Annotated in this window: 28 protein-coding genes; 14 read left to right on the forward strand and 14 right to left on the reverse strand. The window is 62.2% G+C overall.

What is annotated here, in order from left to right:
- The first annotated feature begins 1 nt into the window (after window position 1).
- Entirely contained in the window at window positions 2-154 is a 153-nt protein-coding gene (locus P3R38_RS03825; protein WP_023378699.1) for a DUF2474 domain-containing protein, read from the forward strand.
- Between the two features lie 62 nt (window positions 155-216).
- Here P3R38_RS03825 and P3R38_RS03830 read toward each other — a convergent pair whose 3' ends face one another.
- Both P3R38_RS03830 and P3R38_RS03835 read right to left on the reverse strand, forming a co-directional pair.
- Window positions 217-1341: a methyltransferase gene (locus tag P3R38_RS03830; protein WP_202675882.1), complete on the reverse strand. Its 1125-nt coding sequence runs from the start codon at window positions 1339-1341 to the stop codon at window positions 217-219.
- A 95-nt stretch (window positions 1342-1436) separates the two neighbouring features.
- On the reverse strand, window positions 1437-2144 hold the full coding sequence (locus P3R38_RS03835; protein ID WP_023378701.1) for an autoinducer binding domain-containing protein: 708 nt from the start codon (window positions 2142-2144) through the stop codon (window positions 1437-1439).
- A gap of 220 nt (window positions 2145-2364) precedes the next feature.
- Here P3R38_RS03835 and P3R38_RS03840 point away from each other — a divergent pair, with 220 nt between their 5' ends.
- Window positions 2365-3141 (forward strand): ferredoxin--NADP reductase, encoded by a 777-nt coding sequence (locus tag P3R38_RS03840; RefSeq protein ID WP_023378702.1) that lies wholly within the window; start codon window positions 2365-2367, stop codon window positions 3139-3141.
- 73 nt (window positions 3142-3214) lie between these two features.
- Here P3R38_RS03840 and mscL read toward each other — a convergent pair whose 3' ends face one another.
- Window positions 3215-3634 (reverse strand): large-conductance mechanosensitive channel protein MscL, encoded by a 420-nt coding sequence (gene mscL / locus P3R38_RS03845; RefSeq protein ID WP_023378703.1) that lies wholly within the window; start codon window positions 3632-3634, stop codon window positions 3215-3217.
- 176 nt (window positions 3635-3810) lie between these two features.
- On the opposite strand from mscL, the gene radA reads away from it, so the two are divergent.
- Window positions 3811-5178: a DNA repair protein RadA gene (gene radA / locus P3R38_RS03850; RefSeq protein WP_023378705.1), complete on the forward strand. Its 1368-nt coding sequence runs from the start codon at window positions 3811-3813 to the stop codon at window positions 5176-5178.
- Between the two features lie 131 nt (window positions 5179-5309).
- Here radA and P3R38_RS03855 read toward each other — a convergent pair whose 3' ends face one another.
- Window positions 5310-6830 carry a nucleobase:cation symporter-2 family protein gene (locus tag P3R38_RS03855; RefSeq protein WP_023378707.1) on the reverse strand — a complete coding sequence of 507 codons (1521 nt, stop codon included), beginning with the start codon at window positions 6828-6830 and terminating at the stop codon, window positions 5310-5312.
- A 260-nt stretch (window positions 6831-7090) separates the two neighbouring features.
- A complete protein-coding gene (locus tag P3R38_RS03860; protein ID WP_023378708.1) occupies window positions 7091-7456 on the reverse strand; it encodes a PilZ domain-containing protein in 366 nt (121 codons plus the stop codon).
- Between the two features lie 166 nt (window positions 7457-7622).
- Between P3R38_RS03860 and P3R38_RS03865 the strand changes: the two genes are divergently transcribed.
- The 3 genes from P3R38_RS03865 to yjiA all read left to right on the forward strand — a co-directional run bounded on the left by P3R38_RS03865 (window position 7623) and on the right by yjiA (window position 11032).
- Window positions 7623-9689 carry a carbon starvation CstA family protein gene (locus P3R38_RS03865; RefSeq protein ID WP_023378709.1) on the forward strand — a complete coding sequence of 689 codons (2067 nt, stop codon included), beginning with the start codon at window positions 7623-7625 and terminating at the stop codon, window positions 9687-9689.
- An 18-nt stretch (window positions 9690-9707) separates the two neighbouring features.
- Window positions 9708-9905, forward strand: coding sequence for a YbdD/YjiX family protein (locus tag P3R38_RS03870; protein ID WP_013974210.1), 198 nt, complete (start codon window positions 9708-9710; stop codon window positions 9903-9905).
- Window positions 9906-10054: 149 nt separating this feature from the next.
- Window positions 10055-11032 (forward strand): GTPase, encoded by a 978-nt coding sequence (gene yjiA / locus P3R38_RS03875; RefSeq protein WP_023378710.1) that lies wholly within the window; start codon window positions 10055-10057, stop codon window positions 11030-11032.
- Here the strand turns inward: yjiA and P3R38_RS03880 are convergent.
- Entirely contained in the window at window positions 10992-12479 is a 1488-nt protein-coding gene (locus P3R38_RS03880) for a methylenetetrahydrofolate reductase C-terminal domain-containing protein (protein ID WP_277686838.1), read from the reverse strand. The two genes, yjiA and P3R38_RS03880, sit on opposite strands and share 41 nt — an antisense overlap.
- A 255-nt stretch (window positions 12480-12734) precedes the next feature.
- On the opposite strand from P3R38_RS03880, the gene metE reads away from it, so the two are divergent.
- Window positions 12735-15023 carry a 5-methyltetrahydropteroyltriglutamate--homocysteine S-methyltransferase gene (metE, locus tag P3R38_RS03885; RefSeq protein ID WP_277686839.1) on the forward strand — a complete coding sequence of 763 codons (2289 nt, stop codon included), beginning with the start codon at window positions 12735-12737 and terminating at the stop codon, window positions 15021-15023.
- A gap of 73 nt (window positions 15024-15096) precedes the next feature.
- Here metE and P3R38_RS03890 read toward each other — a convergent pair whose 3' ends face one another.
- On the reverse strand, window positions 15097-16275 hold the full coding sequence (locus P3R38_RS03890; protein ID WP_104882162.1) for an acetyl-CoA C-acetyltransferase: 1179 nt from the start codon (window positions 16273-16275) through the stop codon (window positions 15097-15099).
- Between the two features lie 314 nt (window positions 16276-16589).
- Between P3R38_RS03890 and fabV the strand changes: the two genes are divergently transcribed.
- Both fabV and P3R38_RS03900 read left to right on the forward strand, forming a co-directional pair.
- Window positions 16590-17801 (forward strand): enoyl-ACP reductase FabV, encoded by a 1212-nt coding sequence (fabV, locus tag P3R38_RS03895; protein WP_023378714.1) that lies wholly within the window; start codon window positions 16590-16592, stop codon window positions 17799-17801.
- Window positions 17802-17940: 139 nt separating this feature from the next.
- On the forward strand, window positions 17941-18852 hold the full coding sequence (locus tag P3R38_RS03900) for an alpha/beta fold hydrolase (protein ID WP_023378715.1): 912 nt from the start codon (window positions 17941-17943) through the stop codon (window positions 18850-18852).
- Window positions 18853-18920: 68 nt separating this feature from the next.
- Here the strand turns inward: P3R38_RS03900 and P3R38_RS03905 are convergent, their stop codons facing one another.
- From P3R38_RS03905 to P3R38_RS03920, 4 genes are all read right to left on the reverse strand, one after another.
- Window positions 18921-19262: a HopJ type III effector protein gene (locus tag P3R38_RS03905; RefSeq protein ID WP_027908042.1), complete on the reverse strand. Its 342-nt coding sequence runs from the start codon at window positions 19260-19262 to the stop codon at window positions 18921-18923.
- Window positions 19255-19551 carry a DUF1244 domain-containing protein gene (locus P3R38_RS03910; RefSeq protein WP_023378717.1) on the reverse strand — a complete coding sequence of 99 codons (297 nt, stop codon included), beginning with the start codon at window positions 19549-19551 and terminating at the stop codon, window positions 19255-19257. Before P3R38_RS03910 ends, P3R38_RS03905 begins: the two co-directional genes overlap by 8 nt.
- A 9-nt stretch (window positions 19552-19560) precedes the next feature.
- The gene (folM, locus tag P3R38_RS03915; RefSeq protein WP_023378718.1) at window positions 19561-20253 is read right to left on the reverse strand and encodes a dihydromonapterin reductase; all 693 of its coding nucleotides are present in this window, start codon (window positions 20251-20253) and stop codon (window positions 19561-19563) included.
- Between the two features lie 77 nt (window positions 20254-20330).
- Window positions 20331-20891 (reverse strand): hypothetical protein, encoded by a 561-nt coding sequence (locus tag P3R38_RS03920; protein ID WP_023378719.1) that lies wholly within the window; start codon window positions 20889-20891, stop codon window positions 20331-20333.
- A gap of 218 nt (window positions 20892-21109) precedes the next feature.
- Here P3R38_RS03920 and P3R38_RS03925 point away from each other — a divergent pair, with 218 nt between their 5' ends.
- Window positions 21110-22039: a MerR family transcriptional regulator gene (locus P3R38_RS03925; protein ID WP_041925436.1), complete on the forward strand. Its 930-nt coding sequence runs from the start codon at window positions 21110-21112 to the stop codon at window positions 22037-22039.
- Here P3R38_RS03925 and P3R38_RS03930 read toward each other — a convergent pair.
- Together P3R38_RS03930 and P3R38_RS03935 are read right to left on the reverse strand one after the other, a co-directional pair.
- The gene (locus P3R38_RS03930) at window positions 22024-22641 is read right to left on the reverse strand and encodes a hypothetical protein (RefSeq protein ID WP_277686840.1); all 618 of its coding nucleotides are present in this window, start codon (window positions 22639-22641) and stop codon (window positions 22024-22026) included. The genes P3R38_RS03925 and P3R38_RS03930 overlap by 16 nt on opposite strands.
- Before the next feature lie 56 nt (window positions 22642-22697).
- The gene (locus P3R38_RS03935; RefSeq protein ID WP_023378722.1) at window positions 22698-23126 is read right to left on the reverse strand and encodes a PAS domain S-box protein; all 429 of its coding nucleotides are present in this window, start codon (window positions 23124-23126) and stop codon (window positions 22698-22700) included.
- Window positions 23127-23231: 105 nt separating this feature from the next.
- On the opposite strand from P3R38_RS03935, the gene P3R38_RS03940 reads away from it, so the two are divergent.
- Window positions 23232-23687, forward strand: coding sequence for a flavodoxin (locus P3R38_RS03940; RefSeq protein WP_277686841.1), 456 nt, complete (start codon window positions 23232-23234; stop codon window positions 23685-23687).
- Between the two features lie 75 nt (window positions 23688-23762).
- Here P3R38_RS03940 and P3R38_RS03945 read toward each other — a convergent pair whose 3' ends face one another.
- The gene (locus tag P3R38_RS03945) at window positions 23763-24641 is read right to left on the reverse strand and encodes a LysR family transcriptional regulator (protein WP_277686842.1); all 879 of its coding nucleotides are present in this window, start codon (window positions 24639-24641) and stop codon (window positions 23763-23765) included.
- A gap of 96 nt (window positions 24642-24737) precedes the next feature.
- Between P3R38_RS03945 and P3R38_RS03950 the strand changes: the two genes are divergently transcribed.
- The 3 genes from P3R38_RS03950 to P3R38_RS03960 all read left to right on the forward strand — a co-directional run bounded on the left by P3R38_RS03950 (window position 24738) and on the right by P3R38_RS03960 (window position 26882).
- Window positions 24738-25124 (forward strand): CidA/LrgA family protein, encoded by a 387-nt coding sequence (locus P3R38_RS03950; protein ID WP_277686843.1) that lies wholly within the window; start codon window positions 24738-24740, stop codon window positions 25122-25124.
- Window positions 25114-25800, forward strand: coding sequence for an LrgB family protein (locus P3R38_RS03955; RefSeq protein ID WP_027908047.1), 687 nt, complete (start codon window positions 25114-25116; stop codon window positions 25798-25800). The genes P3R38_RS03950 and P3R38_RS03955 overlap by 11 nt, the downstream gene beginning before the upstream one ends.
- 176 nt (window positions 25801-25976) lie before the next feature.
- Window positions 25977-26882, forward strand: a complete 906-nt coding sequence (locus P3R38_RS03960; protein ID WP_186598927.1) for an alpha/beta hydrolase — start codon at window positions 25977-25979, stop codon at window positions 26880-26882.
- Window positions 26883-26926 lie beyond the last annotated feature (44 nt).

Here is a 26926-nt window from a genome sequence, read left to right on the forward strand (position 1 = left end):
GATGACCGGTAAACATGGCCTGGAAGAGAAAAAGCCACTGTGGCAGCGACTGGGTTGGCTGGTGTTGATCTGGGCGTTGAGTGTCGCGGCACTGGGCGTGGCGGCTTACGTGATGCGCCTGTTCATGGGGGCGGCGGGTTTGACCACCCACTGAGCCTTTTGGCCTGATCGCCGGCAAGCCGGCTTGCCGGCGATCAAGCCCTGGACCTTAGCGACTCACTTGCGGGCTTTGAGAATCACGAACTTCGGTGTCGCCGCCACTTGCTCCACACCCCGGAACAGCCGCGACAGCTTGCTGTGGTAACCCAGGTGCCGGTTACCGACGATGTACAGCGCGCCGCCCACCACCAATGCCTCACGGGCCTGCTGGAACATGCGCCAGGCAAGAAAGTCGCCTACCACTTGCTGTTGGTGGAACGGCGGGTTGCACAGCACGACGTCCAGCGATTGTCTTTCCTGTCCTGCCAGCCCGTCGCCCGGCATGACGGTCACCGCGCGGTCGCCCAGCGCGGCTTGCCAGTTTTCCCGGGCCGATTGCACGGCCATGTACGATTCATCGACCAGCGTGTAAAGGGCGTCCGGGTTTTCCAGAGCGCTGGCGATCGCCAGCACGCCATTGCCGCAACCCAGGTCCGCCACGCGGGCCTGGCCCAGATGACGCGGCAGATGTGGGAGGAAGGCGCGGGTGCCGATATCCAGCCCTTCGCGGCAGAACACGTTGGCATGGTTGACCAGTTCGAGCGTCGGGGAGTCCAGGCGGTAGCGTGTCGGGTAGGGCGAGGTGGCGACTGTGCGCTCGGCGACCGTGGCCGTCAGCAGCCGTGCTTTTTTCTGAGCCAGTGACGCCTGTACCGGGCCGATGTACTTTTCCATCAGGTCGCCCGCAGCGCGCGGTAGGTGCTTGATCATGGCGCCGGCAATCACCTGGGTACCGGGCGTCAGGTGACCTTGCAGACGGATCAGCTGCTCTTCGAGCAGGGCCAGGGTCTTGGGTACGCGCACCAGCACACGGTCGAAGGGGCCTTGCCAGTGTTCGCTGGCCGGGACGAAGGGCACGCTGTCATAGGCCTGGCCATTACGCGCAAGGTTCTTTTCCAGGGCCAGGCGGGCCAGGTGCGAGTCGCCGCTGCTGACCACCTGGAAGTGGCCGGCCAGACTGACGGCCAGGGCGCCGAAACTGTCATTGAGCACCAGTACCCGGCAGCCTGCGTCGTTCGCCTGAGCGTGCAAGTGCTCGAGCAGATACTCATCGGCGGCATCGAAAGCCTGCAGCGGGTCGTTGGCCTGCTCCGGCTGGCGGATCAGGTCGAGTTCGGCGTAGGGGGTGTTCAACAGGGGCATGGCGTCTGGCTCGGGTACGGATCTGCCCAAGGCGGATCGCCTCGGACTTTGCTGCGGATTCTACAGGGCTTTGCCGAAGGTCGCAGGAAAGGCTGTCAGATCCACCCGCGCAATGCGGCAATGGCAATGGCGCCTGCCTTGTTGGCGGCATTGGTCTTGGTGATGACGCTGCGGATGTGAAAGTTCACCGTGCTTTGCGACAGGGACAGGATGCAGGCAACGTCGGCGGCGGTCTTGCCGGCGGCCGACCACTTCAGCACTTCCAGTTCTCGCTCGCTCATCTTCGGTTGCGGGGGGCACAGTTCACTCAGGTGGTATTCGCCAATCACCGCGTGCAACGTTTGGCACAGCCACAGGACGCTCGCGCCTTTCTCATAGAGCTCTTGAATACCTATCGGGTTGCACGGTCTGGACACACTCAACTGGCTTTCGTTGTGCTGTAAATCGTGCACCGATTGGGTCCAGCCGTGACGCAGGCCGTGCAGGCAGGCGGCTTCACGAAACTGCGGCGCTTCACGATACAGCTCGTCCGACCAGAGCACCGGCATGGTTGAGTGGTGACTCATTTGCGCGGCCGCGTCTTGCTTGTGAAAGTCATCGCACTGACAGCGTGTGATCCATTCGTTCGGGTAGTTGCTATAGAGATAAAGCTTGGGCGTCTGCGTGGCGATCTGGATGCGAAGCTTCAGGCCGACGTATTCCATGCCGAGGTCCTGGGCCAGATGCACCGCCAGGTCGAACAAGCGAGAGGGGTCGCGCTCGGTGGCAAGCTCATGAAGATGCTCGGGCTTCCAGTGAAGCATCGGGTCACACTCCCTTAAGGCTCTTGAAGAATCCAATTCATTTGCACACAGCGATTGATTGTAGGAAAAGTCCGACTATTAAGTTGGGATTTTTTTGTTATAGCGATCAAGTTTTTCTGTGAATTTGACGTGATAATCCGACTTTGGCCCTACAATCCGACGGTTTTTATCCAGGCTGCTTTGCGCGACACTGGGGGCACGCCCACCATGGAAGCCCGTCATGACCGCCAGCGCCGAGAAGTTCACCCGTCAGACCCTGCTCGATGTTCAGCCGCTGACCCCCAGCCTGTTCAGCTTGCGCGTCACCCGTGACCCGGGCTTCCGTTTCCGCGCGGGTCAGTTCGCGCGGCTGGGCGTGACCAAGGCTGATGGCAGTGTGGTATGGCGTGCCTACTCCATGGTCAGCGCACCCCATGACGAATTTCTCGACTTCTTCTCCATCGTGGTACCCGGCGGCGAATTCACCAGTGAGCTGAGCCGGCTGAAAGAGGGCGATTCACTGCTGATCGATCGCCAGGCTTTCGGCTATCTGACCCTGGACCGCTTCGTCGGTGGGCGTGATCTGTGGCTGTTGGCAACCGGCACAGGTATCGCGCCATTCATGTCGATCTTGCAGGACTTCGAGGCCTGGGAGCGCTTCGACAACATCAAGCTGGTGTATTCCGTGCGCGAGGCCAGGGAGCTGGCGTATGTGGATGAGATCGCCGGGTTGGAGCTGCGTGACTACCTGGCGGAGTACGCGGGCAAATTGCAGTTCATGCCAGTGGTCACCCGCGAAAGGCACCCAGGCGCGTTGAATGCGCGTATCACCACGCTGATCGAAAACGGCGAGCTGGAAAAAGCGGCGGGGCTGGAACTGTCGCCTGAACATTCGCGGATCATGCTGTGCGGTAACCCGCAAATGATCGACGAGACACGCAAGGTGCTCAAGGCACGGGATCTGCACTTGAGCCTGAGTAAGCGCCCGGGCCAGGTGGCGGTGGAAAACTACTGGTAAGCGTCTGAAACGGTGCCGGTTCCGTAGCGGCCGGCTGGTCGGCGATGGGGGGCGCAAGGCGCCCCCAGCCATGTCACGGCAAGCGATTCTGGTTCTGCGTCTTGAGTAGATCGCGAATCTCGGTGAGCAGCGTTTCCTCGGCGCTCGGCACTGGTGGAGCGGAGGGCGCCACGGCTTCTTCACGCTTCAGGCGGTTGATCGCCTTCACGCCCATGAAGATGGCGAAGGCAACGATCAGGAAGTCGATGACGGTCTGGATGAACTTGCCGTAGGCCAGCACCACCGCCGGGACATCGCCCTCTGCGGCCTTCAGGGTCACGGCGAGGTCGCTGAAGTCGACACCACCGATGATAAGGCCCAGTGGCGGCATGATCACATCGCCCACGAAGGACGAGACGATCTTGCCGAAGGCGGCGCCGATGATGATACCTACCGCCATATCGACGACATTTCCCTTGACCGCGAAGGCCTTGAACTCACTGAGCATGCCCATGCTGGACTCCTTGTAACAAATGGTTAGGTAAACGCAGTGTAAGCCAACAAATCGCTTTATGCGTTGCATTCAGGCTTACCGACTGCGGCTGCAACGAATAGTTTTGTCGCATCCCGGGGCGTTCGAGACACGTCCCGCTCGGCTATCATGGCGGTTTTTTCCAGGAGACCGAGTCCATGGCCAAGGCCAAGCGCTTGTATGGCTGCACCGAGTGCGGCGCGACCTTCCCCAAATGGGCCGGCCAATGCGGTGAGTGTGGGGCCTGGAACACCCTGGTCGAAACCATGATCGAAAGCGGCGGTGCAGCTGCACCGAGTGGCCGTACGGGATGGGCTGGGCAGCAGGCTCAGATCAAGACCCTGGCCGAAGTCAGCGTCGAGGAAATCCCGCGTTTCACCACCAGCAGCGCTGAGCTTGACCGCGTACTGGGTGGCGGTCTGGTGGACGGCTCGGTGGTGCTGATCGGGGGCGATCCGGGTATCGGCAAGTCGACCATCCTGCTGCAGACCCTGTGCAACATTGCCACGTCCATGCCTGCTCTATACGTCACGGGCGAAGAGTCCCAGCAACAGGTGGCCATGCGCTCGCGACGCTTGGGCTTGCCGCAGGACCAGCTCAAGGTGATGACCGAGACGTGCATCGAGACCATCATCGCCACTGCGCGCGTGGAAAAGCCTCGGGTGATGGTGATCGACTCGATCCAGACCATTTTTACCGAGCAATTGCAGTCGGCCCCCGGTGGCGTGGCTCAGGTGCGCGAGAGTGCGGCGTTGCTGGTGCGCTATGCCAAGCAGAGTGGAACCGCGATTTTCCTGGTCGGGCACGTCACCAAGGAAGGTTCGCTGGCTGGCCCACGGGTACTGGAGCACATGGTCGACACCGTGCTGTATTTCGAGGGTGAGTCCGATGGCCGACTGCGTTTGTTGCGGGCGGTGAAGAATCGCTTCGGCGCGGTCAACGAACTGGGCGTGTTCGGCATGACCGACCGTGGCCTGAAGGAAGTCTCCAACCCGTCGGCGATTTTCCTCAACCGCGCCCAGGAAGAAGTGCCGGGCAGTGTGGTCATGGCTACCTGGGAAGGCACCCGGCCGATGCTGGTGGAAGTGCAGGCATTGGTCGACGACAGCCACCTGGCCAACCCGCGCCGGGTCACCCTGGGCCTGGACCAGAACCGCCTGGCGATGTTGCTGGCAGTGTTGCATCGTCATGGCGGTATCCCTACGCACGATCAGGATGTGTTCCTTAACGTGGTGGGTGGGGTCAAGGTGCTGGAGACAGCCTCCGACCTGGCCTTGTTGGCGGCGGTGATGTCCAGCTTGCGCAATCGCCCGCTTGCCCATGGCTTGCTGGTATTCGGTGAAATCGGCCTGTCCGGCGAGGTTCGCCCGGTGCCCAGTGGCCAGGAACGCCTGAAAGAGGCGGCCAAGCATGGCTTCAAGCGCGCCATCGTGCCCAAGGGCAATGCGCCGAAGGAGGCGCCGGCAGGATTGCAGATAATTGCAGTGACACGCCTGGAACAGGCGCTGGACGCACTTTTCGAGTAGCGTTTAACCCGTTGCGGCCCTTTGGCGGGTACTGCGCTGCGTTGAGCACCTACGGCGAGGGGGCCAAGGCAGGCCAATGAAAAAGGGGCCGACGATGCGCATCGGCCCCCACCTTACCGCTCAGTCAGCGGTCAATGCTCGGCAACCGGCGTTCGTCTGGGAGCTGCGTTGCCATGCTCGTCGAGCTCCATCACGGGCACTTCAGTCCCCTCGGCATCGAATAGCTTGCCGTCCTTGAAGTAGTCGCCATCACGCAACGCCGAGATATCCGAGTACTGGATGGTGCGCTCATAGGCTGCGGCAAACACCGACTGCTGGTCCGAGTTACCCGCAGTGAAGTGGTTGAAGATCAGGTTGAGCAGAATCGCCATGATCGCCGCCGAGCTGATGCCCGAGTGGAAGATGGTCTCGAACCAGTTCGGGAAGTGATGGTAGAAGGTCGGTGCCGCGATCGGGATCATGCCAAAGCCCAGCGAAGCGGCGACGATGATCAGGTTCACGTTGTTCTTGTAATTGACCTTCGACAGGGTACGAATCCCGCTGGCCGCCACGGTGCCGAACAGCACGATGCCGGCACCGCCCAGTACAGGCGTGGGTACCGCGGCAATCACGCGTCCCATGATCGGCAGCAGCCCGAGTACCACCAGGATCACGCCACCGGTGGCCACCACATAACGGCTCTTGACCCCGGTCACCGCGACCAGGCCGACGTTCTGGGCGAAGGCGCTCTGGGTGAACGAGCCGAAGATCGGTGCCAGGATGCTCGATGCCATATCGGCGCGCAGGCCGTTACCCAGGCGCTTGGAATCGACCTTGGTGTCGATGATCTCGCCGACGGCGAGGATATCGGCCGAGGTTTCCACCAGGGTCACCATGATCACGATGCACATCGACAGGATCGCGGCGATGTGGAAGGTCGGCATGCCGAAGTGGAACGGGCTTGGGAAGGCGAACAGCGGGCCTTCGGTGACCTTGCTGAAATCGGTCATGCCCAGCGCCCAGGCAATCAGGGTACCGACCACCATGGCCAGCAGGATCGACAGGCGCGAGATGGTCGCGCTGCCCAGCTTGCTCAGCAGCAGGACGATGGCGAAGGTCAGCGCCGCCAGGCCAATGTTGGCCACACTGCCGAACTCCGGTGAGGCGCTGTTGCCCCCCATCACCCAGCGTGCGGCCACGGGCATCAGGGTCAGGCCGATGGTGGTGATGACGATACCGGTGACCAGTGGTGGAAAGAACTTGGTGATGCGCGAGAACACCGGGGTGATCAGGAAGCCGATGAACGACGCCGCCATGACCGCGCCTAGCACGCCTGGCAAACCGCCGCCTCCCTCACTGCTGAGAATCGCGCCCATGGTCGCCACGCCGGCGAACGACACCCCTTGCACCAGTGGCAACTGGCAACCGAAGAACGGCAGGCCAAGGGTTTGCAATAACGTGGCCAGCCCCCCGGCGAACAGCGACGCTGCGATTAGCAGGCCGATCTCGGCGGGGTTCAGGCCGGCAGCCTGCCCGAGGATCAGGGGGACCGCGACGATCCCGCCATACATGGTCAACACATGTTGCAGACCATAGGCCAGGTTGGCACCAAGACCGAGGTTTTCGTCCTCGGGGCGCTTGGCGGGAGACGTGCTAGGGGACGACGTAGTCATGGAGCAGGCTCTCTGTTTATTGTTGTGCGACTACTGTAGACATTTCCTACAAATCATTGCCACAACAATTGTATACAATTTTTTGATTGGAGCAGGAACACAGATGCCCGCAAGGGGCGTTTTGCGTGAATGCAGAATGCGTTCCAACTTGTGAAAAGCTGTATCAGAGGGGTGTGTACAAAGCGCCGGTAACCCGGAAGAAAGCTGTCTGGGTAGACAAGAAACGTGATGTGGGAACTACGTTAGCTAGCTAAGAGATTTCATTCTTCGATGAGTTGGCGCAGTTCGCGCATCATTTCGGTGCTGTCGGCCACGTTCAATTCCACAAGACGGTGCAAATGCGTCATGGACTCGATGTCGATGTATAGGCAAGTGAAGCCGAGGCGGTGAGGTTCCTCATGGCGCAGTTCCACCTGCATCTTCACGCGGTTCTGTGGGTCGAGTTCGATGATCGCGTCGAAATCCTGGGTCAGGTCGGCATCCCAGGGTTGAGGGCATTCGACCAGCAAGCCCTTGAGCGACAGATCGAGCAGTTTCACCGGCCAGCGGCGATTGCCCTGGCGCAGTTCGGTGGGGGCATCGAAGGGGATGCGCTGAAAGCGGCGGCGTTCGTCGTGTGCGCTCATGTGAAAGCCCTCGTGGGTTCTTCCTGACTATAGTTATTGCTGTAGATGAACCAGGTACTCGAATCTGGCCGCAGAGGCTCTAGGCCAAAGCAGGTATGGCAATGCGCGATGACACGCCCTAGACTCGATGGGCGGTCTTTTCCAATCCACCAGCTGGAAGCAAACCATGAACAACAATAATAGCCTGCTACGCCACATTCCGTGGTTGGCGCTGGCAGTCATAGGCGCCTGTGCGCTGGGTGTGGTCGCCCTGCGCCGCGGCGAGGCGATCAACGCCTTGTGGATCGTGGTCGCGGCAGTGGCCATCTACCTGGTCGCCTATCGTTACTACAGCCTTTTCATCGCCACCAAGGTGATGCAACTCGACCCTCGGCGGGCAACCCCGGCGGTACTCAACAATGATGGTCTGGACTATGTCCCGACCAACAAGCACATCCTCTTCGGTCACCACTTCGCTGCCATCGCAGGCGCTGGCCCCTTGGTCGGTCCGGTTCTGGCCGCGCAGATGGGCTACCTGCCCGGCACGCTCTGGCTGATTGCCGGTGTGGTGCTGGCCGGTGCTGTGCAGGACTTCATGGTCCTGTTCCTGTCTACCCGCCGCAATGGCCGCTCGCTGGGCGACATGGTGCGCGAGGAAATGGGGCGTATCCCAGGGACCATCGCCCTGTTCGGCTGCTTCCTGATCATGATCATCATCCTGGCGGTGTTGGCGCTGATCGTGGTCAAGGCCCTGGCCGAGAGCCCATGGGGTATGTTCACGGTCATGGCGACGATCCCGATCGCGATGTTCATGGGCATCTACATGCGCTACATCCGTCCGGGCCACATCGGCGAGATTTCGGTCATCGGCGTGGTCTTGCTGCTGGCGTCGATCTGGCTGGGGGGCCAGATCGCCGCGGATCCAGTCTGGGGCCCGGCGTTCACCTTTACCGGCGTGCAGATCACCTGGATGCTGGTGGGCTACGGCTTCGTCGCTGCCGTGCTGCCGGTATGGCTGGTGCTGGCGCCGCGTGACTACCTGTCGACCTTCCTCAAGATCGGTACCATCGTTGGCCTGGCCATCGGTATCCTGATCATCGCCCCTGAGCTGAAGATGCCGGCGCTGACCCAGTTCACCGACGGCACTGGCCCGGTGTGGAAGGGCACCCTGTTCCCGTTCCTGTTCATCACCATCGCCTGCGGTGCGGTGTCCGGCTTCCACGCGCTGATCTCCTCGGGGACCACGCCCAAGCTGCTGGATAATGAAACCAATGCCCGTTACATCGGCTACGGCGGCATGCTGATGGAATCGTTCGTCGCCATCATGGCCATGGTTGCCGCGTCGGTGATCGAGCCGGGCGTGTACTTCGCCATGAACAGCCCGGCCGCAGTGGTCGGTGCCGACGTCGCTTCGGTGGCGCAAACGGTCAGCAGCTGGGGCTTCATGATTACCCCAGAGCAGTTGGAAGCCACTGCCCGCGACATTGGCGAACACACCATCCTGGCCCGTGCCGGTGGTGCGCCGACCTTGGCGGTAGGTATCGCGCAGATCCTGCACCAGGTGCTGCCGGGTGAGAACACCATGGCCTTCTGGTACCACTTCGCGATTCTGTTCGAGGCCCTGTTCATCCTGACCGCGGTGGATGCCGGTACCCGTGCTGGCCGCTTCATGCTGCAGGACCTGCTGGGCAGCTTCGTGCCCGCCCTCAAGCGCACCGAGTCGTGGACCGCCAACCTGATCGGTACCGCAGGATGCGTGGCGCTGTGGGGTTACCTGCTGTACCAGGGCGTGATCGATCCGCTGGGTGGCATCAACACCCTGTGGCCGCTGTTCGGTATCTCCAACCAGATGCTGGCCGGTATCGCCTTGATGCTCGGCACTGTGGTACTGATCAAGATGAAGCGCCAGCGCTATGTCTGGGTCACCCTGCTGCCAGCGGTGTGGCTGCTGATCTGCACCACCACGGCGGGCCTGATCAAGCTGTTCGACCCGAACCCGGCGGTCGGTTTCCTGGCCCTGGCCAAGAAATACAGCACCGCACTGGACGCCGGCCAGGTACTGGCCCCGGCCAAGGACATCGGTCAGATGCAGCATGTGATCTTCAATGCCTACACCAACGCCGGCCTGACCGTGCTGTTCTTGTTGGTGGTGTTCAGCGTGCTGTTCTTCGCCATCAAGGTTGGCTTCGCCGCCCTGGGTCGCAAGGAGCGCACCGACAAGGAAACCCCGTTCCAGGCGCTGCCTGACGCGTAACCCAAGAGGAATACCGAGATGTTCAACGACCTGGGTCGACTGGGGAAGTACCTGGGGCAGGCAGCCCGCCTGATGGTCGGCATGCCCGACTACGACAACTATGTCGAGCACATGCAGACCAAGCACCCGGACAAGCCGGTGATGACGTACGAGGAGTTCTTCCGGGAACGCCAGGAAGCGCGTTACGGTGGCAAGTCCGGACCCAAGTGCTGTTGAACATCGACCTCTGCTAGCTTGTCCCGGCCTCATCGCCGGCAAGCTGGCTGCTACAGGAACCCAACAGGCCTCAGGGCGCGTTCGGTTGTAGTAGTAGCCAGCTCGCTGGAGATGGGGCCGCTGTCTTTTCCGCCAAGGAGATTTTCTGCGTGCAGACGCCTATTCCCGTTACTGTTCTCACCGGCTTCCTCGGGGCTGGCAAGACCACGCTGCTCAAGCACATGCTCAAGGCCGAGCACGGCCTGAAAATCGCCGTGATCGAAAACGAATTCAGCGAGGCCGGCATCGACAGCCAGTTGCTGGGTGACGAGCCGGTTCAGGTGATGACCCTGGCCAATGGCTGCGTGTGCTGCAGCATCCATGGTGACCTGACCCGCGCGCTCTACCTGCTGCTCGAACGCCTGGATGCTGGCGAAATTGCCTTCGATCGCCTGGTGATCGAGTGCACCGGCCTGGCCGATCCGGCACCCGTGGCCCAGACCTTCTTCGTCGATGAGGAGCTGCGTGATCGCTACATCCTCGACGGCATCATCACCCTGGTCGACGCCGCCCATGCCGACGTGCACCTGACCCAGACCATTGCCCAGGCACAGGTCGGTTTTGCCGACCGCCTGTTGTTGAGCAAGACCGACCTGGTCGAACCGGCAACCGTGGAGGCACTGCGCGAGCGCCTGGCGCGTATCAATGGCCGGGCGGCCATTCGTGTGGTGGAGCACGGCCGTATCGATCTTGCCGAGCTTCTGGATGTTCGCGGTTTCAACCTCAATCCGGACTTGGGCACGAACCTCAAGCCATCCTTGCGCCCGGTACTCAAGCCGGCCACGCCGGACCGCATCAGCACCCTGGTGTTGCGTACCGAAACGGCGCTGGACATCGACCGCCTCAGCGCCTTCATGAACGAGCTGCTGGAAAACCACGGCAAGCAATTGCTGCGCTACAAGGGCGTGTTGAACATTGCCGGGGAGGACCGCAAGCTGGTATTCCAAGGCGTGCTCAAGCTCTATGGCTTCGACTGGGATGCCGAATGGGCCGAGGATGAAGTGCGTGAAAGCGTGATGGTGTTCATCGCCGACGAGCTGCCCGAAGTCAAGATTCGGGCTGGGTTCGAGGCGCTGGCCGAGGGTTGAGCCGGGTGGGCGCCTGGGCCTCGAACCACTGTGGCCATGAGCTGCGGTGGCGTGTCTGGACTTCGATGCACGGGATCAGCCGCTCGCTGAGCACCGCGGTCTGCCGCACCGCGTTGGCGGTGCGATATTTGACGCTGTGGATGCATTCGCGGTCGCCGAACTCGCAGCGATTCAGCGCGGTGCCGCCGCAGGGCCCGTTGGCCAGCCCCTTGGGGCAGGTTTCCGGACAGATATAGAGCGTGTCTTCGAGGCGGCAGTGGCCGCATGTGTCGCAACCCACCAACGGGCGCTTCACGCCACGTTCCAGCGTGTGCAGCACACGGGCGCCAAGGCGTGTTGTCCACAGCGGTTGTCGCACCGCCCAGCCAAAGGCCTTGCTCAGCCAATTGCGGCGGCTGAACAGCAGTCGGTGCATCCCGTGCATCACGTGATAGCGCAGCTTCTCTCTACCCGAGGCAGCGACCCGCGACTCACCCTGGCGCCAACCGGCCTGAGGAGGATGGAACACTACCGCAGGCAGCCCCGGCATCTGCCAGCTGGCCTGCCAGGCGGGTGCCCATTGCTGCAACGAGTGGATTTGCCCTTGCCAGTGCTCGATCCGTGCCTCCAGGGCCAGCAGTTGCTTGAGCGCGTGAATACCTGACAGGTGCACGCCGGCGTAGCCCATCAACCGGGTGCCAATGATCTGCAGCGCCAGCCGATCGATGCTGCGGGCCTGGGCGAAGGCCTTGGACTGTGCGGCTTCCGCTTCAAGGATGTCGCGCATGGAGGGCGTGACGGTGACGCCGGCCACATGGTCGAGCATCGCCGCGCGCCCATGGGTGAGGCTCATCAGGCAGGCTAGCATCGGCTTGGGCGTGGCCTGGCGGCTCATCCAGCGGATGGCTTCCTGATGTTTGTCAGCGTCGAAGCCCAGTTGAAGGGTGAAGAAATCGGCGCCTGCTGCCAGTTTTTTCTCGGCCTTGAAGTACTGGGCACCGCCTTCTTCCTCGCGGTACTTGAATGGATTGAGCGCGGCACCGAGCAGCCAATGGGGGCAGGCTTGTCGCGCGATCTGCAAGGCTGCTACCGATTCCAGGTAACGTATCGAACGTTGTCCGGGTTCATGGCCTGGCAGGCGGTCGCCAGTGAGCAGCAGCAATTGATCGAGGCCGGCGGCGTCCATGCGTTGCAACTGGGCAAGCAGATGATGGCGCTCGCGGTCCTTGCCAGAAAAATGCGGCAAGGCAGGCAGCGGTTTGCCGAAAGAGGCGAGGGCGTCCAGGGGTGACATGTCCAGCGGGCTGCCGACACGGTCGCCGATGGCCACGGTCATCTGCCAGCCACACAGATGCGCACGGTCCATGATCGCTTCCATGGCGGCGAAGCGTTCCGCGGAGGGCTTGGGGACGAACTCCATGACGCAGACGAAGGTATTTTCGCGAAGCGCCGTTTTCAGCAGGCTCATGGGGGTACCTGGTTGGGGCAGGGGAGCATTGTGCGGCAGGTTGTGAAGAGGGTCATGTCTGATAGCGTATGGAATTGCTTTGAAAGAGACATTCATCCTCATGCCGCGGGTGTAATCCGCTTTGTCGGCAAAAAAGAAGCGCGAACCCAATCATGAGTAAATCTTGTGTTCATCTCAAATTTAATGAGTTTGTCTCAAGATTACCCGTGCCTGACAATTCCCTCATTCATTTTCTGCATTCTGAGGGACAAGAACATGGCACTGGCACACAACCTCGGCTTTCCGCGTATCGGCCGCGATCGCGAGCTGAAAAAGGCCCAGGAAGCGTTCTGGAAGGGCGAGCTTGACGAAGCCGGACTGCGAGAGGTCGGCCGTGCGCTGCGTGCCAGTCACTGGCAGTTGCAAAAGGACGCGGGTATCGACTTGCTGCCAGTGGGCGATTTTGCCTGGTATGACCAGGTACTGACCCACTCCCTGACGTTTGGCGTGATCCCTGAGCGATTCCGTGGCCAGGACGGCGCCAGACCTACCCTGCAGACGCTGTTCGCCATGGCACGTGGCGTCAGTGCCAACTGCTGTGGCGGTGCTCACGCTCAGGAAATGACCAAGTGGTTCGACACCAACTACCACTACCTGGTCCCGGAGTTCACCGCAGACCAGCTGTTCAGCCTGAGCTGGGAACAGCTGTTCGAGGAAGTAGACGAAGCCAAGGCCCTGGGGCATGGGGTCAAGCCGGTGGTGATCGGCCCCCTGACCTACCTGTGGCTAGGCAAGACCAAGGGATCGGACTTCGACAAGCTCGACTTGCTCGATCGCCTGCTGCCGCTCTACGACCAGATCCTCAATCGTTTGGCTATCCAAGGCGTGGAGTGGGTGCAGATCGATGAGCCGATTCTGGCCCTGGACCTGCCACAAGATTGGAAAAACGCGTTCGAGCGTGCCTACAACATCCTTCAGCGTGCACCGCTGAAGAAGCTGGTCGCCACTTATTTTGGCGGCCTTGAAGACAACCTGGGCCTGGCTGCCAACCTGCCCGTCGATGGTTTGCACATCGACCTGGTACGTGCGCCGGAACAGTACCCGACCATCCTCGACCGTCTGCCGGCCTACAAGGTGTTGTCGCTGGGGCTGGTCAACGGTCGGAACGTCTGGCGCTGCGACCTGGAAAAAGCCCTGCAAGTGGCGCGTAATGCCCATGACCGCCTGGGTGATCGACTGTGGGTCGCACCGTCCTGCTCGCTGCTGCACAGCCCAGTGGATCTGGCCCGTGAAGACCAGCTCGATACCGAGCTCAAAAGCTGGTTGGCTTTCGCTGTACAGAAGTGCGAAGAGGTGGCGGTGCTGGCCCAGGCGCTCAATCAGCCGCAAGCGGCCGAAGTGGCGGTGGCCCTGGAGCGTAGCCGAGCGGTGCAGGCCAGCCGCGCTGCTTCGCCGCGTATCCACAAGCCCGCGGTGCAGGCGCGTCTGGCGGCCATCAGGCCCGCCGACAGCCAGCGCCAATCGGCCTTCGAACAGCGTATTGTCAAGCAACGCGCAGGCCTGGCCCTACCAGCGTTTCCGACCACCACCATTGGCTCGTTCCCGCAGACCTCGGCTATTCGCCTGGCGCGCCAGTCGTTCAAGCAGGGCAAACTGACCGAGGCCGACTATGTCGAAGCCATGCACAGCGAGATCCGTCACGCTGTCGAGATCCAGGAAAGCCTGGGCCTGGATGTACTGGTGCACGGTGAAGCCGAGCGCAATGACATGGTCGAATACTTTGCTGAACAACTCGAAGGCTATGTGTTCACCCGTTTCGGCTGGGTCCAGAGCTACGGTTCACGCTGCGTGAAGCCTGCGGTGATCTACGGTGACCTGAGCCGTCCCAAGCCCATGACCGTGGGTTGGATCAGCTACGCCCAGAGCCTCACCAGCAAGGTGATGAAGGGCATGCTGACCGGGCCGGTGACCATGCTGATGTGGTCGTTCCCACGCGAGGATGTGAGCCGGGAAACCCAGGCCCGCCAGCTGGCGCTGGCGATTCGCGACGAAGTGGTCGACCTGGAAGCAGCGGGCATCAGGATCGTACAGATCGACGAAGCAGCGTTCCGCGAGGGCTTGCCTCTGCGCCGCAGTGCATGGGCGGCGTACCTGGAATGGGCGACCGAGGCCTTCCGACTGTGTGCGTCGGGCGTGCGTGACGAAACCCAGATCCACACCCACATGTGCTACAGCGAGTTCAATGACGTGATCGAGTCGATCGCCGCCATGGACGCGGATGTGATCACCATCGAGACCTCGCGTTCGGACATGGAGTTGCTGGAAGCCTTCGAGCAGTTCGACTACCCCAACGAGATCGGTCCAGGCGTATACGACATCCACTCGCCGCGAGTGCCCAGTCGTGAAGAGATGGTCAAGTTGCTGCGCAAGGCGGCTCAGCGTATTCCAGCCGCGCGCTTGTGGGTGAATCCGGATTGCGGGCTGAAGACCCGTGGCTGGCCGGAAACTGAAGCGGCGTTGGTCAACATGGTCGCTGCGGCACGCGAGCTGCGCGCCACGGCGTGATGACCTTATCGCCGGCAAGCTGGCTCCTACAGGTGCGACGTAGGCGGCAGGCGTGCCGGCGATGAGCCACGAATCAGCGCTCGATGGCCAGGGCAACGCCCTGCCCACCACCAATGCACAGGGTAGCCAGCCCTTTCTTCGCATCGCGTTTGATCATTTCGTGCAGCAGCGTCACCAGTACGCGGCATCCGGAAGCCCCGATCGGGTGGCCCAGGGCAATGGCTCCACCATTGACATTGACCTTGTCGGTATCCCATTCAAGCGCCTTGCCCACGGCCAGGGCTTGTGCTGCGAAGGCTTCGTTCGCTTCGATCAGGTCCAGGTCGGCCAGCTGCCAGCCGGCCTTGTCCAGGCAACGCTGGCTGGCGGATACCGGGCCGATGCCCATGATCGCCGGGTCTACCCCCGCGCTGGCGTAGGCGGCAATCCTCGCCAGCACCGGCAAGCCCAGGGCTTGGGCCTTGCTGGCGCTCATCAGCAGCACGGCCGCAGCGCCGTCGTTGAGGCTGGAGGCATTGCCTGCGGTCACGCTGCCATCCTTCTTGAATGCCGGGCGCAGTTTGGCCAGGGATTGTGCAGTCGTGTCGGGGCGAGGTTGCTCGTCACGGTCGAAGACCTTGGGGTCGCCTTTTTTCTGCGCCAGCACGATCGGGGTGATCTCGTCCTTGAAGCGCCCGGACTCGATGGCAGCCACGGCCTTGCGTTGGGACTCGGCGGCAAAGGCATCCTGCTGCTCACGGCTCAGGCCGTACTTGTCCACCAGGTTCTCGGCGGTGATGCCCATGTGGTAGTCGTTGAACGCGTCCCACAGGCCGTCGGTGATCATGCTGTCGACCAGTTGGCCATGGCCCATGCGCTGGCCGGTGCGGGCCGACGGCATGACATAAGGCGACAAGCTCATGTTCTCCTGGCCGCCGGCAATCACCACCTCGGCGTCGCCGCAGCGAATAGCCTGGGCCGCCAGGTGCAGGGCCTTGAGGCCCGAGCCGCAAACCTTGTTCAGGGTCAGCGCTGGCACACTGTAGGGCAGGCCGGCCTTGATCGCCGCTTGGCGGGCAGGGTTCTGGCCGGCTCCCGCGGTGAGTACCTGGCCAAGGATCACTTCGTCGACCTGGGCCGGGTCCAGTCGGGTTTGCTCCAGCAGATGCTTGATCACGGCCGCGCCGAGCTCTACGGCAGGCACGTTGGCCAAGGCACCCTGGAAGCTGCCGATGGCGGTGCGGGTTGCGGCGACGATCACCACGTCGTTCATTTTGTTGTTCTCCGGGCAAGGGGGCGCCGCGCGGGCGCATTACCGCCAGCATCGGTCGGTTGGGTTCATTTGTTAAGTTTGTTTTTCTTTGGCATTGATATGAAAAACAAATAAGTGCCTGGCCTCGCCGCTCTTCGCGCGGATACTTCAACCTGGTCTCACCGGATGGGCGCCAGAACGCCTCGCGCGGTTTGAATCCCCCCAATCACCCCGTAATATGTGTCGGATAACCGGTGGGGGTAGTCTCACCCTCTAGATCAATCGGAATCGCCCGTGGCGGCGCTTCCTGGCATAAACCTGACGAGGTACAGACATTGGCCATCATTCATCCTAAGGTCCGCGGTTTCATCTGCACCACGACCCACCCGAAGGGCTGCGAGCTCAACGTCCGTGACCAGATCGAAGCCACCCGCAAGCTGGGCGTGCGCGAGGATGGTCCGAAGAAGGTCCTGGTCATTGGTGCCTCCAGTGGCTACGGCCTGGCTGCTCGCATCACCGCAGCCTTTGGCTTCAAGGCCGATACCCTGGGTGTGTTCTTCGAAAAACCGGGCACCGAGACCAAGGCGGGTACCGCCGGCTGGTACAACGCCGCTGCCTTCGACAAGTTCGCCAAAGCCGAAGGCCTGTACAGCAAGTCGATTAACGGTGATGCCTTCTCGGACGAAGCCCGCGCCAAGGTCATCGAACTGATCAAGAACGAAATGGGCGGCCAGGTCGACTTGGTGATCTACTCGCTGGCTTCGCCTGTGCGTAAGCTGCCACAGACCGGTGAGCTGGTTCGTTCCTCGCTCAAGCCGATCGGTCAGCCGTACAAGTCGACCGCTATCGACACCAACAAGGACACCATCATCGAGGCCAGCATCGAGCCGGCCACCGAGCAGGAAATCGCCGATACCGTCACCGTCATGGGTGGCCAGGACTGGCAACTGTGGATCGACGCCCTGGCAGGCGCCAACGTGCTCGCCGAAGGCGCACGCACCGTTGCCTTCAGCTACATCGGCACCGAAATCACCTGGCCGATCTACTGGCATGGTGCCCTGGGCAAGGCCAAGCAGGACCTGGACGAAACCGCCCTGCGCCTGGACAAGAAACTGGCCGGTGAGATCAAGGGCGGCGCCAACGTGGCAGTGCTCAAATCGGTGGTCACCCAGGCCAGCTCGGCCATTCCGGTGATGCCGCTGTACCTGTCGATGGTGTTCAAGATCATGCAGGAAAAGGGCGTCCACGAGGGCACCCAGGACCAGCTGGACCGTATGTTCCGCGACCGCATGTACCGTGCCGATGGCCAGCCGGCCGACGTCGATGAAAAGGGCCGTCTGCGCCTGGACGATTGGGAGCTGCGCGACGACGTACAGGACGCCTGCAAGGCGCTGTGGCCGCAAGTGACCACCGAGAACCTGTTCGAGCTGACCGACTATGCCGGTTACAAGAAGCAGTTCCTCAACCTGTTCGGTTTCGAGCGTGCTGACGTCAACTACGACGAAGACGTGGCTACCGACGTGAAGTTCGACTGCATCGAGCTGTAATCGGGTCCGGCCCGTACTGCCCCTGATCGCCGACAAGTCGGCTCCTGCAAATCCTGTAGGGGTCGGCGTGCCGGCGATAGGGCCGGTACAGACATGCCATTTTTTGCTAGCGTTGGCGCACAACAACAGGACGCGCGCCATGAGCAGCCTTACCCAGCCCGCCACTGCTTTTCGTCACGCCACCGCCGACGGCTACAGCCTCGGAGGTTTCCTCTGGCGTCACGCCGAACCCGACGCCCAGCGTCCCCTGGTGATCATCAACGCCGCCACTTCGGTGCGTTGCCGCTACTACTCGCGTTTTGCCGACTACCTGTTCGCCCACGGCTGGGATGTGCTGACCTACGACTACCGTGGCATCGGCGAGTCACGCCCGAATTCGCTACGCGGGTTCAAGGCGTCCTGGAGTGACTGGGGGCAGTTGGATTTCGAAGCCATGCTGACCTATGCCGCACAGCAGTTTCCAGGGCAGCCCGTGGATGTGGTCGGGCACAGCTTCGGCGGTTGCGCAGTAGGACTGGCGCCGTCGGCCGGGCAGGTGCGGCGAGTGGTGATGGTAGGGGCGCAATTCGCCTATTGGCGTGACTATGCGGCGGACCAGCGTTGGCGGCTGTTGGGTAAATGGCATGTGGTGATGCCGTTGCTGACGCGGGTTTTCGGGTATTTCCCCGGCAAGCGTCTGGGCTGGATGGAAGATACACCGGCGGGGGTGGTACAGGACTGGACGGCGCGCACTCCACGTTACGAGCAGCGCCCCAGCGGGAGGCAGCTGCAAGGCTTGCCCTTTGCCCAGGTGCGCGCTGCGACGCTGGCGATCAGCCTGACCGACGACCCGTTTGGCACGGTGGCGGCGACAGAGCGCCTGCTGGGGTACTTGAAGCATGCACAGCGGTTGCACCTGCGCCTGGCGCCTGTGGATATCTCAGTCCGAGAGATCGGCCATTTCGCATTCTTCCACGACCGCTTCCGCGAGCCGCTGTGGCCGATTGCGCTTGCCTGGTTGCAGCGGGGGGAGGTTTCGGCCGAGTGGGCGGGGCAGATCTTTTCGGCCTGATTGCCGGCAAGCCGGCCCCTGCAGCGGTCTTGCAGGACCCGGCTTGCCGGCGATGAATCACGCGGGGCTCACGCCAGGCGCGAGAGTGGCTGCTCGGCGAACTTCACGCCAGCCAAACCCTGCTTGATCAGTGCACGGATATTGCCGTGGTCGCTGCCTTCAGGGGTCGCCAGCACGCTGCGGTAGTGCTCGCCGAATGCCAGCAGTGCTTCCTCATCGCTCAGGCCTTCCAGCAGGGCCAGGCCCAAGGTCTTGCACGAGCCTTCGTTCTGGCCGGCGGCGTTCTCGACACCGCCGTTGTTGAAGGCCTGCGGCTGGTAGCTGTAGTGGGCGGCAATGAACGCCAGGGTGTCGGCAAAGACGTGTTCGCCGCTGGTCAGGCTGGCGCGCAGGGAATTCAGATCAGTCACGAGGTTTTCCTTTTTCAAACGCCGCTTGCTGCTCGGCGCTGGCTTCTTTCTGGTATTGGGCTTTCCACTCGGCGTAGGGCATGCCGTACACCGCTTCGCGCGCATCATCCATGCTCAGTTCGACCTGGCGCTCGTCGGCGGCGGCCTTGTACCACTTCGACAGGCAGTTTCGGCAGAAGCCGGAGAGGTTCATCAGGTCGATGTTCTGAACATCGGTGCGTTTTTGCAGGTGTTCGACCAGGCGCCGGAATGCGGCGGCCTCGAGTTCGAGTTGCTGTTGAGGCGTCATGGGGTTCTCTCAGGTCATGCGATTCTTCAGGTGACGGCCGCCATTGATGACCACCTGGCTGCCGGTGCTGTACTGGCTGGCAAGCAGGTATTTGACCGTCTCGATCAGTGGGCCGGCGCCGGGTTCGAATTCCAGCAGGGCCTTTTTCAGCGTCTGCTGGCGGTACGCTTCATCGCCGCCTTCCTTGAGGATCAACAGGCCCGGGAGGATACCGTTGACATGCACCTTGGGCGCATATTTTTCGGCGAATGACAGCACCATGTTCTGCAATGCGGCCTTGGTGGCGGCATAGCCGATGTGGCTCTTGCTGCCGCGCGAGGAGGTCTCGTCGCAGATGTGAATGATATCGGCCTTGTCCACCTTGGACAGCAGGTCGCCCAGTGCCAGGTTCAGGTGGTAGGGCGCTTCGACGTGAAGGCGGAACATGGTCTCGAGGTTGTCGAGGCCGTCATCCAGCCACAGCGAAGCGTTGTGGATGATCGCTCGCAATCCGTCGTAATGACTGTGCAGGAAGTCGATCAATGCCTGGCGATCGGCCTGCTGGCAGAGGTCGGCCTTGAACGGGACGATATTCGGGTGCGCAGGTTGCGGCTGGAGGCTGCGGCTGGCACTGATCACCGTATGGCCGGCCTGTGCCAGTTCGAGGGCCAGAGCCAGCCCGACACGCTGGCTGGCTCCGGTAACGAGGATTGGGCTGTTCATGTTCGGGCGGTCAACTTGTCTGTCCTTTCATTGCTGACCAGCATACCCGAACTGTTTCCCTCTTGCGTGGCCTGGCCTCAACGGCTGCGTAGCGCCGCGCCGGTGTGTGGCGTGGCATTAAGCCAGTTGGCCAGCAGGCGGGTGGAGAGAGGAATGAAGACATAGACCATCACGGGGGTCAGCATCAGTGTGCTGAGCATCACCCGGGGTACCAGGTCCAAGGCCGCCAGCCAATGGCCGAACAGCAGATTGAACAGCAGCGAAACCGGGAAGAAGGCGAGCCAGATAGCAACGGCTTGCTTCCAACGCGGCGGTTTTTGCACCATATTAGTGCCGAACCAGTCGTCAATGCCGGTTACGCGCCTCTCTTTGGGGCGCTCGAACAGGCCGTTGCCCCGCTGCAACCAGGCTCGGCGCGAGGCGGAATGTTCCCAAGCGTGCAGGGTGGGTTCGTCGCTGAAGCGGAAGATGATCTGAAATTCATCGCCATCGTGGGGCGGTGCGAGGATGCCCGAACCAAGATAGCCGGGAAAATCGGTGGCCAGTTGCTCGCCTTCGTGTAGCCAGGCCAGCAAGTCCTGGTAGCGGCCATGGGCGGCGCGACGTGACACCATCAGGGTGACGGGTGGCGTAGACATCGTGTATCTCCTGACGACGGGGCTGGCGGGTAGCTGGCCCCTTGGCTGTGTCGCCCGGGGTGGTGGGCGACGCAGGCGAACATGCAAGAATCGGGCACGGATTATCGCGACTGTTGAGCGCCAGGCAAGTCTCAGGCGGCGAACGGTCACAGACCGATAATCTATTCTGTCGTAGTAGTATGCGCGTTCAATCAAAGCGCACAGGGTGCTTAGTGCAGATGAACAAAACGGCAATGGAGGCCGGCCTGGAACACCAGGACCTGTTTCCAATCCGCGAAGTTTCCCGCCTCACGGGCGTCAACCCGGTGACCCTGCGTGCCTGGGAGAGGCGCTACGGGCTGATCCAACCGACCCGAACCGACAGTGGCCATCGTCTTTATTCCCAAGCCGATATCGACGACATTCGCCTGATCCTGGGCTGGCTCGAGCGTGGTGTCGCGGTGAGCAAGGTCGGTGGCATTCTTGCCCGAGGCCAGGCCGTGGCGCGCGAAGCCCGTCCCGCCGTCACAGCCAATGCCCAGGGGCCGTGCCAGGCCCGGTTACGCGAGGCCTTGCGCACCTTCGACAGCGCGATTCTGGGGCAGTTGTTCGACCAGGCATTGGCCCATGGCACCCTACAGAACGCTTTCACGGAGCTGTTTCTGCCGGTCTGGCACGATCTGGCGGCAGGGCATGGGATGTTTGGGCAGACCAGCGAATGGCTGTTCCTTGATCAGTTCTTGCGAGGACGCGTGCTGTCGCTGCTGCAGTCTTCGCGCAAGAGCGGTACTCAGCGAGTGCTGATGGCGGCTCTGCCCGGGCCTTGCCAAGAGCTGGAGTTGCTGGTGGCCGGCCTGCTCTTGAGCAGTGATGACGTGGCGGTGACCTTGCTGGCCCCAGGGCAACCGCTTGAAGAACTCACGCTGGTCTGCGAGCGGTTGCGTCCCGCTGCCTTGGTGATGTTCTCCAATCACCAATTGACGCTGGACCTTGGCAAACGTTTGGTGCGCCTGGTGGTGGGGCTGGAGTGCCCACTACTCTTGGCTGGAGAAGCCGCGGAGCTGGCCCAGGACAGTCTGGCAGGAAGCCCGGTGGCGTGTCTGGGCGCTGAGGCGGGGTTGATGCGGCGGCGCTTGCGGCAGTTTCTGGCCGGTCAGCTCGATACCTGAGCGTACAGTTCAGGGTGGGCCTGGCGATGTGCCTGGAGAATGTACTCGCGCAGCCGCTCGATTTCTTCAGCCGGGCTTTGGCTCAGGTCATAGGCAGCCAGATCTGGACCAATGCGCCGGCCCAGAGTCCCCTGCAACTCGATCGGTGTAATTCCACCTGGGGCGAAATACAGCTCGAAATGCGTTGGGGCATGCTTGAGGTCACGAACTTCCAGCAGCGCCCCTTTGAAGGAGATTTCGCGCACCCACAGTCCGCTGACCTTGTCGTGAGCATCGAGCAACGCGCTCGGCTGGTCCAGCGTCAGGCGCCAGGGACGCAGCATCGGGCCGTCCTCGTAGATTTCCGGTGAGCCCAGTTGCAGGTGCAGGGCGTGGAACTCGTCTTCGACCAGTTGCAGCGGGAAGCTGATCTGCTGGTTGTTGAATTGGGCCTGCAACGTCACCTGCTCATTGGCCACCAGGCGGGTGAGCAAGGTCTGGATGCGGCGGTCGCCATTGACCAGCAGGCTCGACATGGGGTCGGCCAGGTTCAGCTGCGGCGTGTGCTGCATGCCCTGTATGAAGTCCAGCTCGTCCTGGGTCAGGAGCGCGTTTGCTTGCATGATCGAACTCGGAGGCGATTTCTTCAACGGGATGGACAATGCTCCTGGGGCTTGGTTCAGGTACGTTCGTCGGAATTCAGGCGGGCATTGAGTTCGGCCAGCTCGCGCTCCAGCTCGACCTGCCGGCTGACATCCTTCTGGATGCCGATGAAATAGGTTCGTTGCTCGGCGTCGTTCTTGACCGGTGTGATGGACAACTCGTTCCAGAAAGCCGTGCCGTCCTTGCGGTAGTTGCGTAGCACTTCTCGGCACGGGCGGCCTTCGGCGAGGGCTTTGCGGATGCGCGCACGGCCGAGTTGATCGCGATCGTCGGCCTGCAGGAAACGGCAGTCCTGGTAGAGAATCTCGTCCCGGCTGTATCCGGTCAGGCGTTCGAACGCCGCGTTCACGTAGATCAGGATGGTGTCTTCGCCCTCCTGTTCGGCAACCACGATACCGTCGTTGGACGCATCGACCATGGATTGCAGCAATTGCGCGTTGATCATGTCCGGGCCATCAATTGAAAAGGAGGACTATGGTAGAGGCGGCCTTTTGCCAGCGCCGGATGTTAGTATCCTATGTTTTCACTCAGTTTCGGAATCCTCTCCCCGATGAAAGTCGCCATTATTTCCGGGTCGGTGTATGGCACCGCCGAAGAAGTCGCCCGTCACGCCGAGTCCTTGCTCAAGACAGCAGGTTTCGACGCCTGGCACGCTGCGCGGGCTACGTTGCAGGATTTGCAGGGCTTCGCGCCAGAGGCCTTGCTGGCGGTCACCTCGACCACCGGCATGGGTGAGCTGCCGGACAACATCATGCCGCTGTACTGCACCATTCGTGACACCTTGCCCGCTGCCTGGCGTGGCCTGCCGGGCGCGGTGATCGCCCTGGGCGACTCCAGCTACGGTGATACCTTCTGCGGTGGCGGCGAGCAAATGCGCGAGCTGTTCGCCGAACTGGGCGTGCGTGAAGTGCAGCCGATGCTGCGTCTGGATGCGAGCGAGACGGTAACCCCGGAGGCCGATGCCGAGCCTTGGCTGGCCGAGCTGGCCCAGGCGCTCAAAGGCTGATTCCAGCGGCTCCTGCCAGGTCCGCTGCGGACCTCGCAGGAGCCGGCTTGGCGGCGATGAGGTCGGTCAAGACGCTCAAGGCGCCTGCCGCACCAATTGCAACCATGCCTGCGCCGCCCGCGACAGATAGGCCCCGCGCCGCCAGATAAAGGCGATGTCCCAGCGCAGCTCCGTGGGCGCGCGCAGTGCCAGGCGCACCACTCCGGGGCGCTCCAGCGCTTTTGCCACCACCCGGGGCAGCAGCACCACGCCTTGGCCCGCCGCCACCAGCGCAGCCAGAAAGTCAGCCTGGCCGCTGCGTCCACCTTCCTTCGGCGTGAATCCCTGCTGCTGACAAGCCTTGAGCAAGCGGTCGTTCAGTACGAAGCTGCGCTGGTACAGCAGAAACGGTGTCTCGGCCAACTGATGTAGATCGATCTGGCCCAGGCCCGCCAATGCATGCCCAGCCGGCAACAGCACATCCAAAGGCTCGTTACAGAACGGTTGGTACGCGAAGGCCGGGTCACTGGGCGTCAGGCTGCCGCCAAGTTCCAGTTCGCCGGTTCTCACCGCTTGTTCCATGCTGTGGCTGCCGCCTTCGAGCAGTTGGATCGAGATATTCGGGTAGCGCCGTCGATACTCGGCGAACAGCCCCGCGAACAAGGCATCGCTGCCTAACAGCGGCAGGCCAAGGCGCAGTTCACCCCGGCCCATCTGGTTCAGGTCGTCGAGTTCTTCGAGTAGCGCCTGGCGTTGGCGCAGCAAGGCTTCGCCACGCTCAAGGATGATGCGCCCGGCAGCGGTCAGGTGCAGCTGCGAAGCCTGGCGCTCCAGCAGGGGCTGGCCTACATCTTGCTCAAGTTGGGCGACCTGTTTGCTGACCGCGGACTGGCTGATGTGCAGGGTGTGCGCGGCTTGCGTGAACCCCCCGCGGTTGACCACTTCGATGAAGCTACGCAGTTGTTTGAATTCCATGGCCTGAATTCCAAAATGGAATGCCGTGCAGTCTAACAATTCGCTTCTGGCCTAGGCAGGCAAATTTTAAGATGAGGGCCTGTCGAGGACTCCCCCATGAAACCCGCGTTACTGAAAAAGATCCTGCGTCTGCTTGGCGAGCTGGCGGTGCTGTTGGCGTTGTTCCTGCTCGGCGGCCAATTGGCCGCCTGGTTGGGCTGGCCCATCCCGGGCGGTGTGATGGGGCTTGCGCTGCTGTTGCTGCTGTTTGCCAGCGGCGTGATCAAACCCGCCACCTTGCAACTGGGCGCCGGCTGGCTGATGGCTGAGATGCTGCTGTTCTTCATTCCGGCACTGATGAGCCTGCTCGACTACGGCGCCTTGGTGCGCCACGAAGGCTGGCGAATATTGCTGGTGATCGCCGTGAGCACACTGATGGTGATGGTGGTCACTGCCGTGACCGTCGAGTGGGTGTGTCGCTGGAGGCTGCGCCATGAGTCTTGAGCCCATGCCGCTGTTCTGGTTAGCCCTGACCCTGGCCGCCTACCTGGGCAGCCGCTGGCTGTACCGGCGTAGCGGTCGCTACCTGCTGTCGCCGTTGATACTGGTGCCAACGCTGCTGTTGGCGGTCGCCATTCCGCTGCACACGGCCTACGCCGAGTACGCACGCAACACCCATTGGCTGATGAGTGTCCTTGGGCCGGTGACCGTGGCATTCGCGGTACCTATCTGGCAGCAGCGGGCCCTGTTGGCCCGGCACTGGCCAGCATTGTTGATCGGCATGGTGGCTGGCAGCGCGGCTTCCATTGCCAGCTCCTGGGGGCTGGCGCACCTGTTGGCGCTGGACAATGCGATCAGCCTGTCGCTGGTGCCTCGCTCGATCACCACGCCCTTCGCCATGCCGCTGGCCCACGACCTGGGTGGCGTCCCGGAGCTGACGGCCGTGTTCGTGATGTTCACCGGCGTGCTGGGGGCGATGTTCGGGGGTGTGCTGCTGCGTTGGTTGCCCTTGCGCACGCCTTTGGCCAGAGGGGCCCTGTTCGGGGTTGGGGCTCATGGCGCTGGGGTCAGTCGGGCGCAGGAAGTGGGCCGCGAAGAAGGTTCCGTGGCCGGCCTGGTCATGGTCCTGACGGGGCTGCTGAACCTGTTTGCGGCGCCGCTTCTGGCCATGCTGTTGTGACCGTTCGTGCCACTGACTCGCTGAGTCATCAAGCTGGCTGTCAACGCAAGTTTCTCTGCTTCGGCGGCTGGCTAGACTGAGGTTCGATGTAGAGAGCACATGTAAGTGCCGAGGTGACATGCAATGACCGCAGCCTTGCCCTATTCCACCAACCCTTATCCGACGGGACGATTCTGATGCCTTTGGCCGAGATTCCATTGTGCGTCTGGCGTACCCGGGGACAGCATTTCTCATTCCGGGGCCAGAGCATCCGCTACTGGACCGCAGGGCAAGGAGAGCCCCTGCTACTGTTGCACGGATTTCCCACCGCGAGTTGGGATTGGCACTACCTGTGGGCGCCGCTGGCTCAGCGCTTCCGGGTCATTGCCTGCGACATGCTGGGTTTTGGCGACTCTGCCAAACCGCTCAAACACACCTACAGCTTGATGGAGCAAGCCGACTTGCAGCAGGCTTTGCTTGCCCATCTGCAGGTCGACCAGCCGGTGCACCTGCTGGCGCATGGCTATGGTGGCAGCGTCGCCCAGGAGTTGCTGGCGCGACACCACGAACAGCGCGCGGACATCGCCAGTTGCGTGTTCCTCAACAGCGGATTGTTCCCCGAGCGCTGCCAGGTGTTGCTGATTCAAAAGCTCCTGCTCAGCCGGCTGGGTTGGCTGGTGGGCCGTTCGTTCGGGCGGGACGACCTGGTGCGCAGCGTCACCCAGATCTATGGCCCATGCACACATCCCAGCGAGAGCGCGCTGGACGATTGCTGGAGTCTGATCGCGGCCAACCGGGGTACACGCATTCTGCACAAGCTGGTGGGCTATGTACCCGAACGCAGGCTGCACCGCGAGCGCTGGGTCGCGGCAATGCAGCGCGCAGGGGTGCCGATGCGCTTGATCAACGGTGTGGTCGACCCGATCTCGGGCATCCGCATGGTCGAGCGCTACCGGGAACTGGTACCCGAGCCGGACACCGTGCAGCTACAAGGCATTGGCCATTACCCGCATACCGAGGCACCCGTGCAGGTGCTGCGTCACTACCTGGCGTTTCGCGAACAACCGCTGAGTTTCCTGCCGCTGAAGGTCGCCTGGTCCTGACCAGGCGATCATCGCCCTGCGTTATCGCCCGGCATTCAGCCTGA

Source organism: Pseudomonas sp. NyZ480 (assembly GCF_029537255.1).
Lineage (GTDB): Bacteria > Pseudomonadota > Gammaproteobacteria > Pseudomonadales > Pseudomonadaceae > Aquipseudomonas > Aquipseudomonas taiwanensis.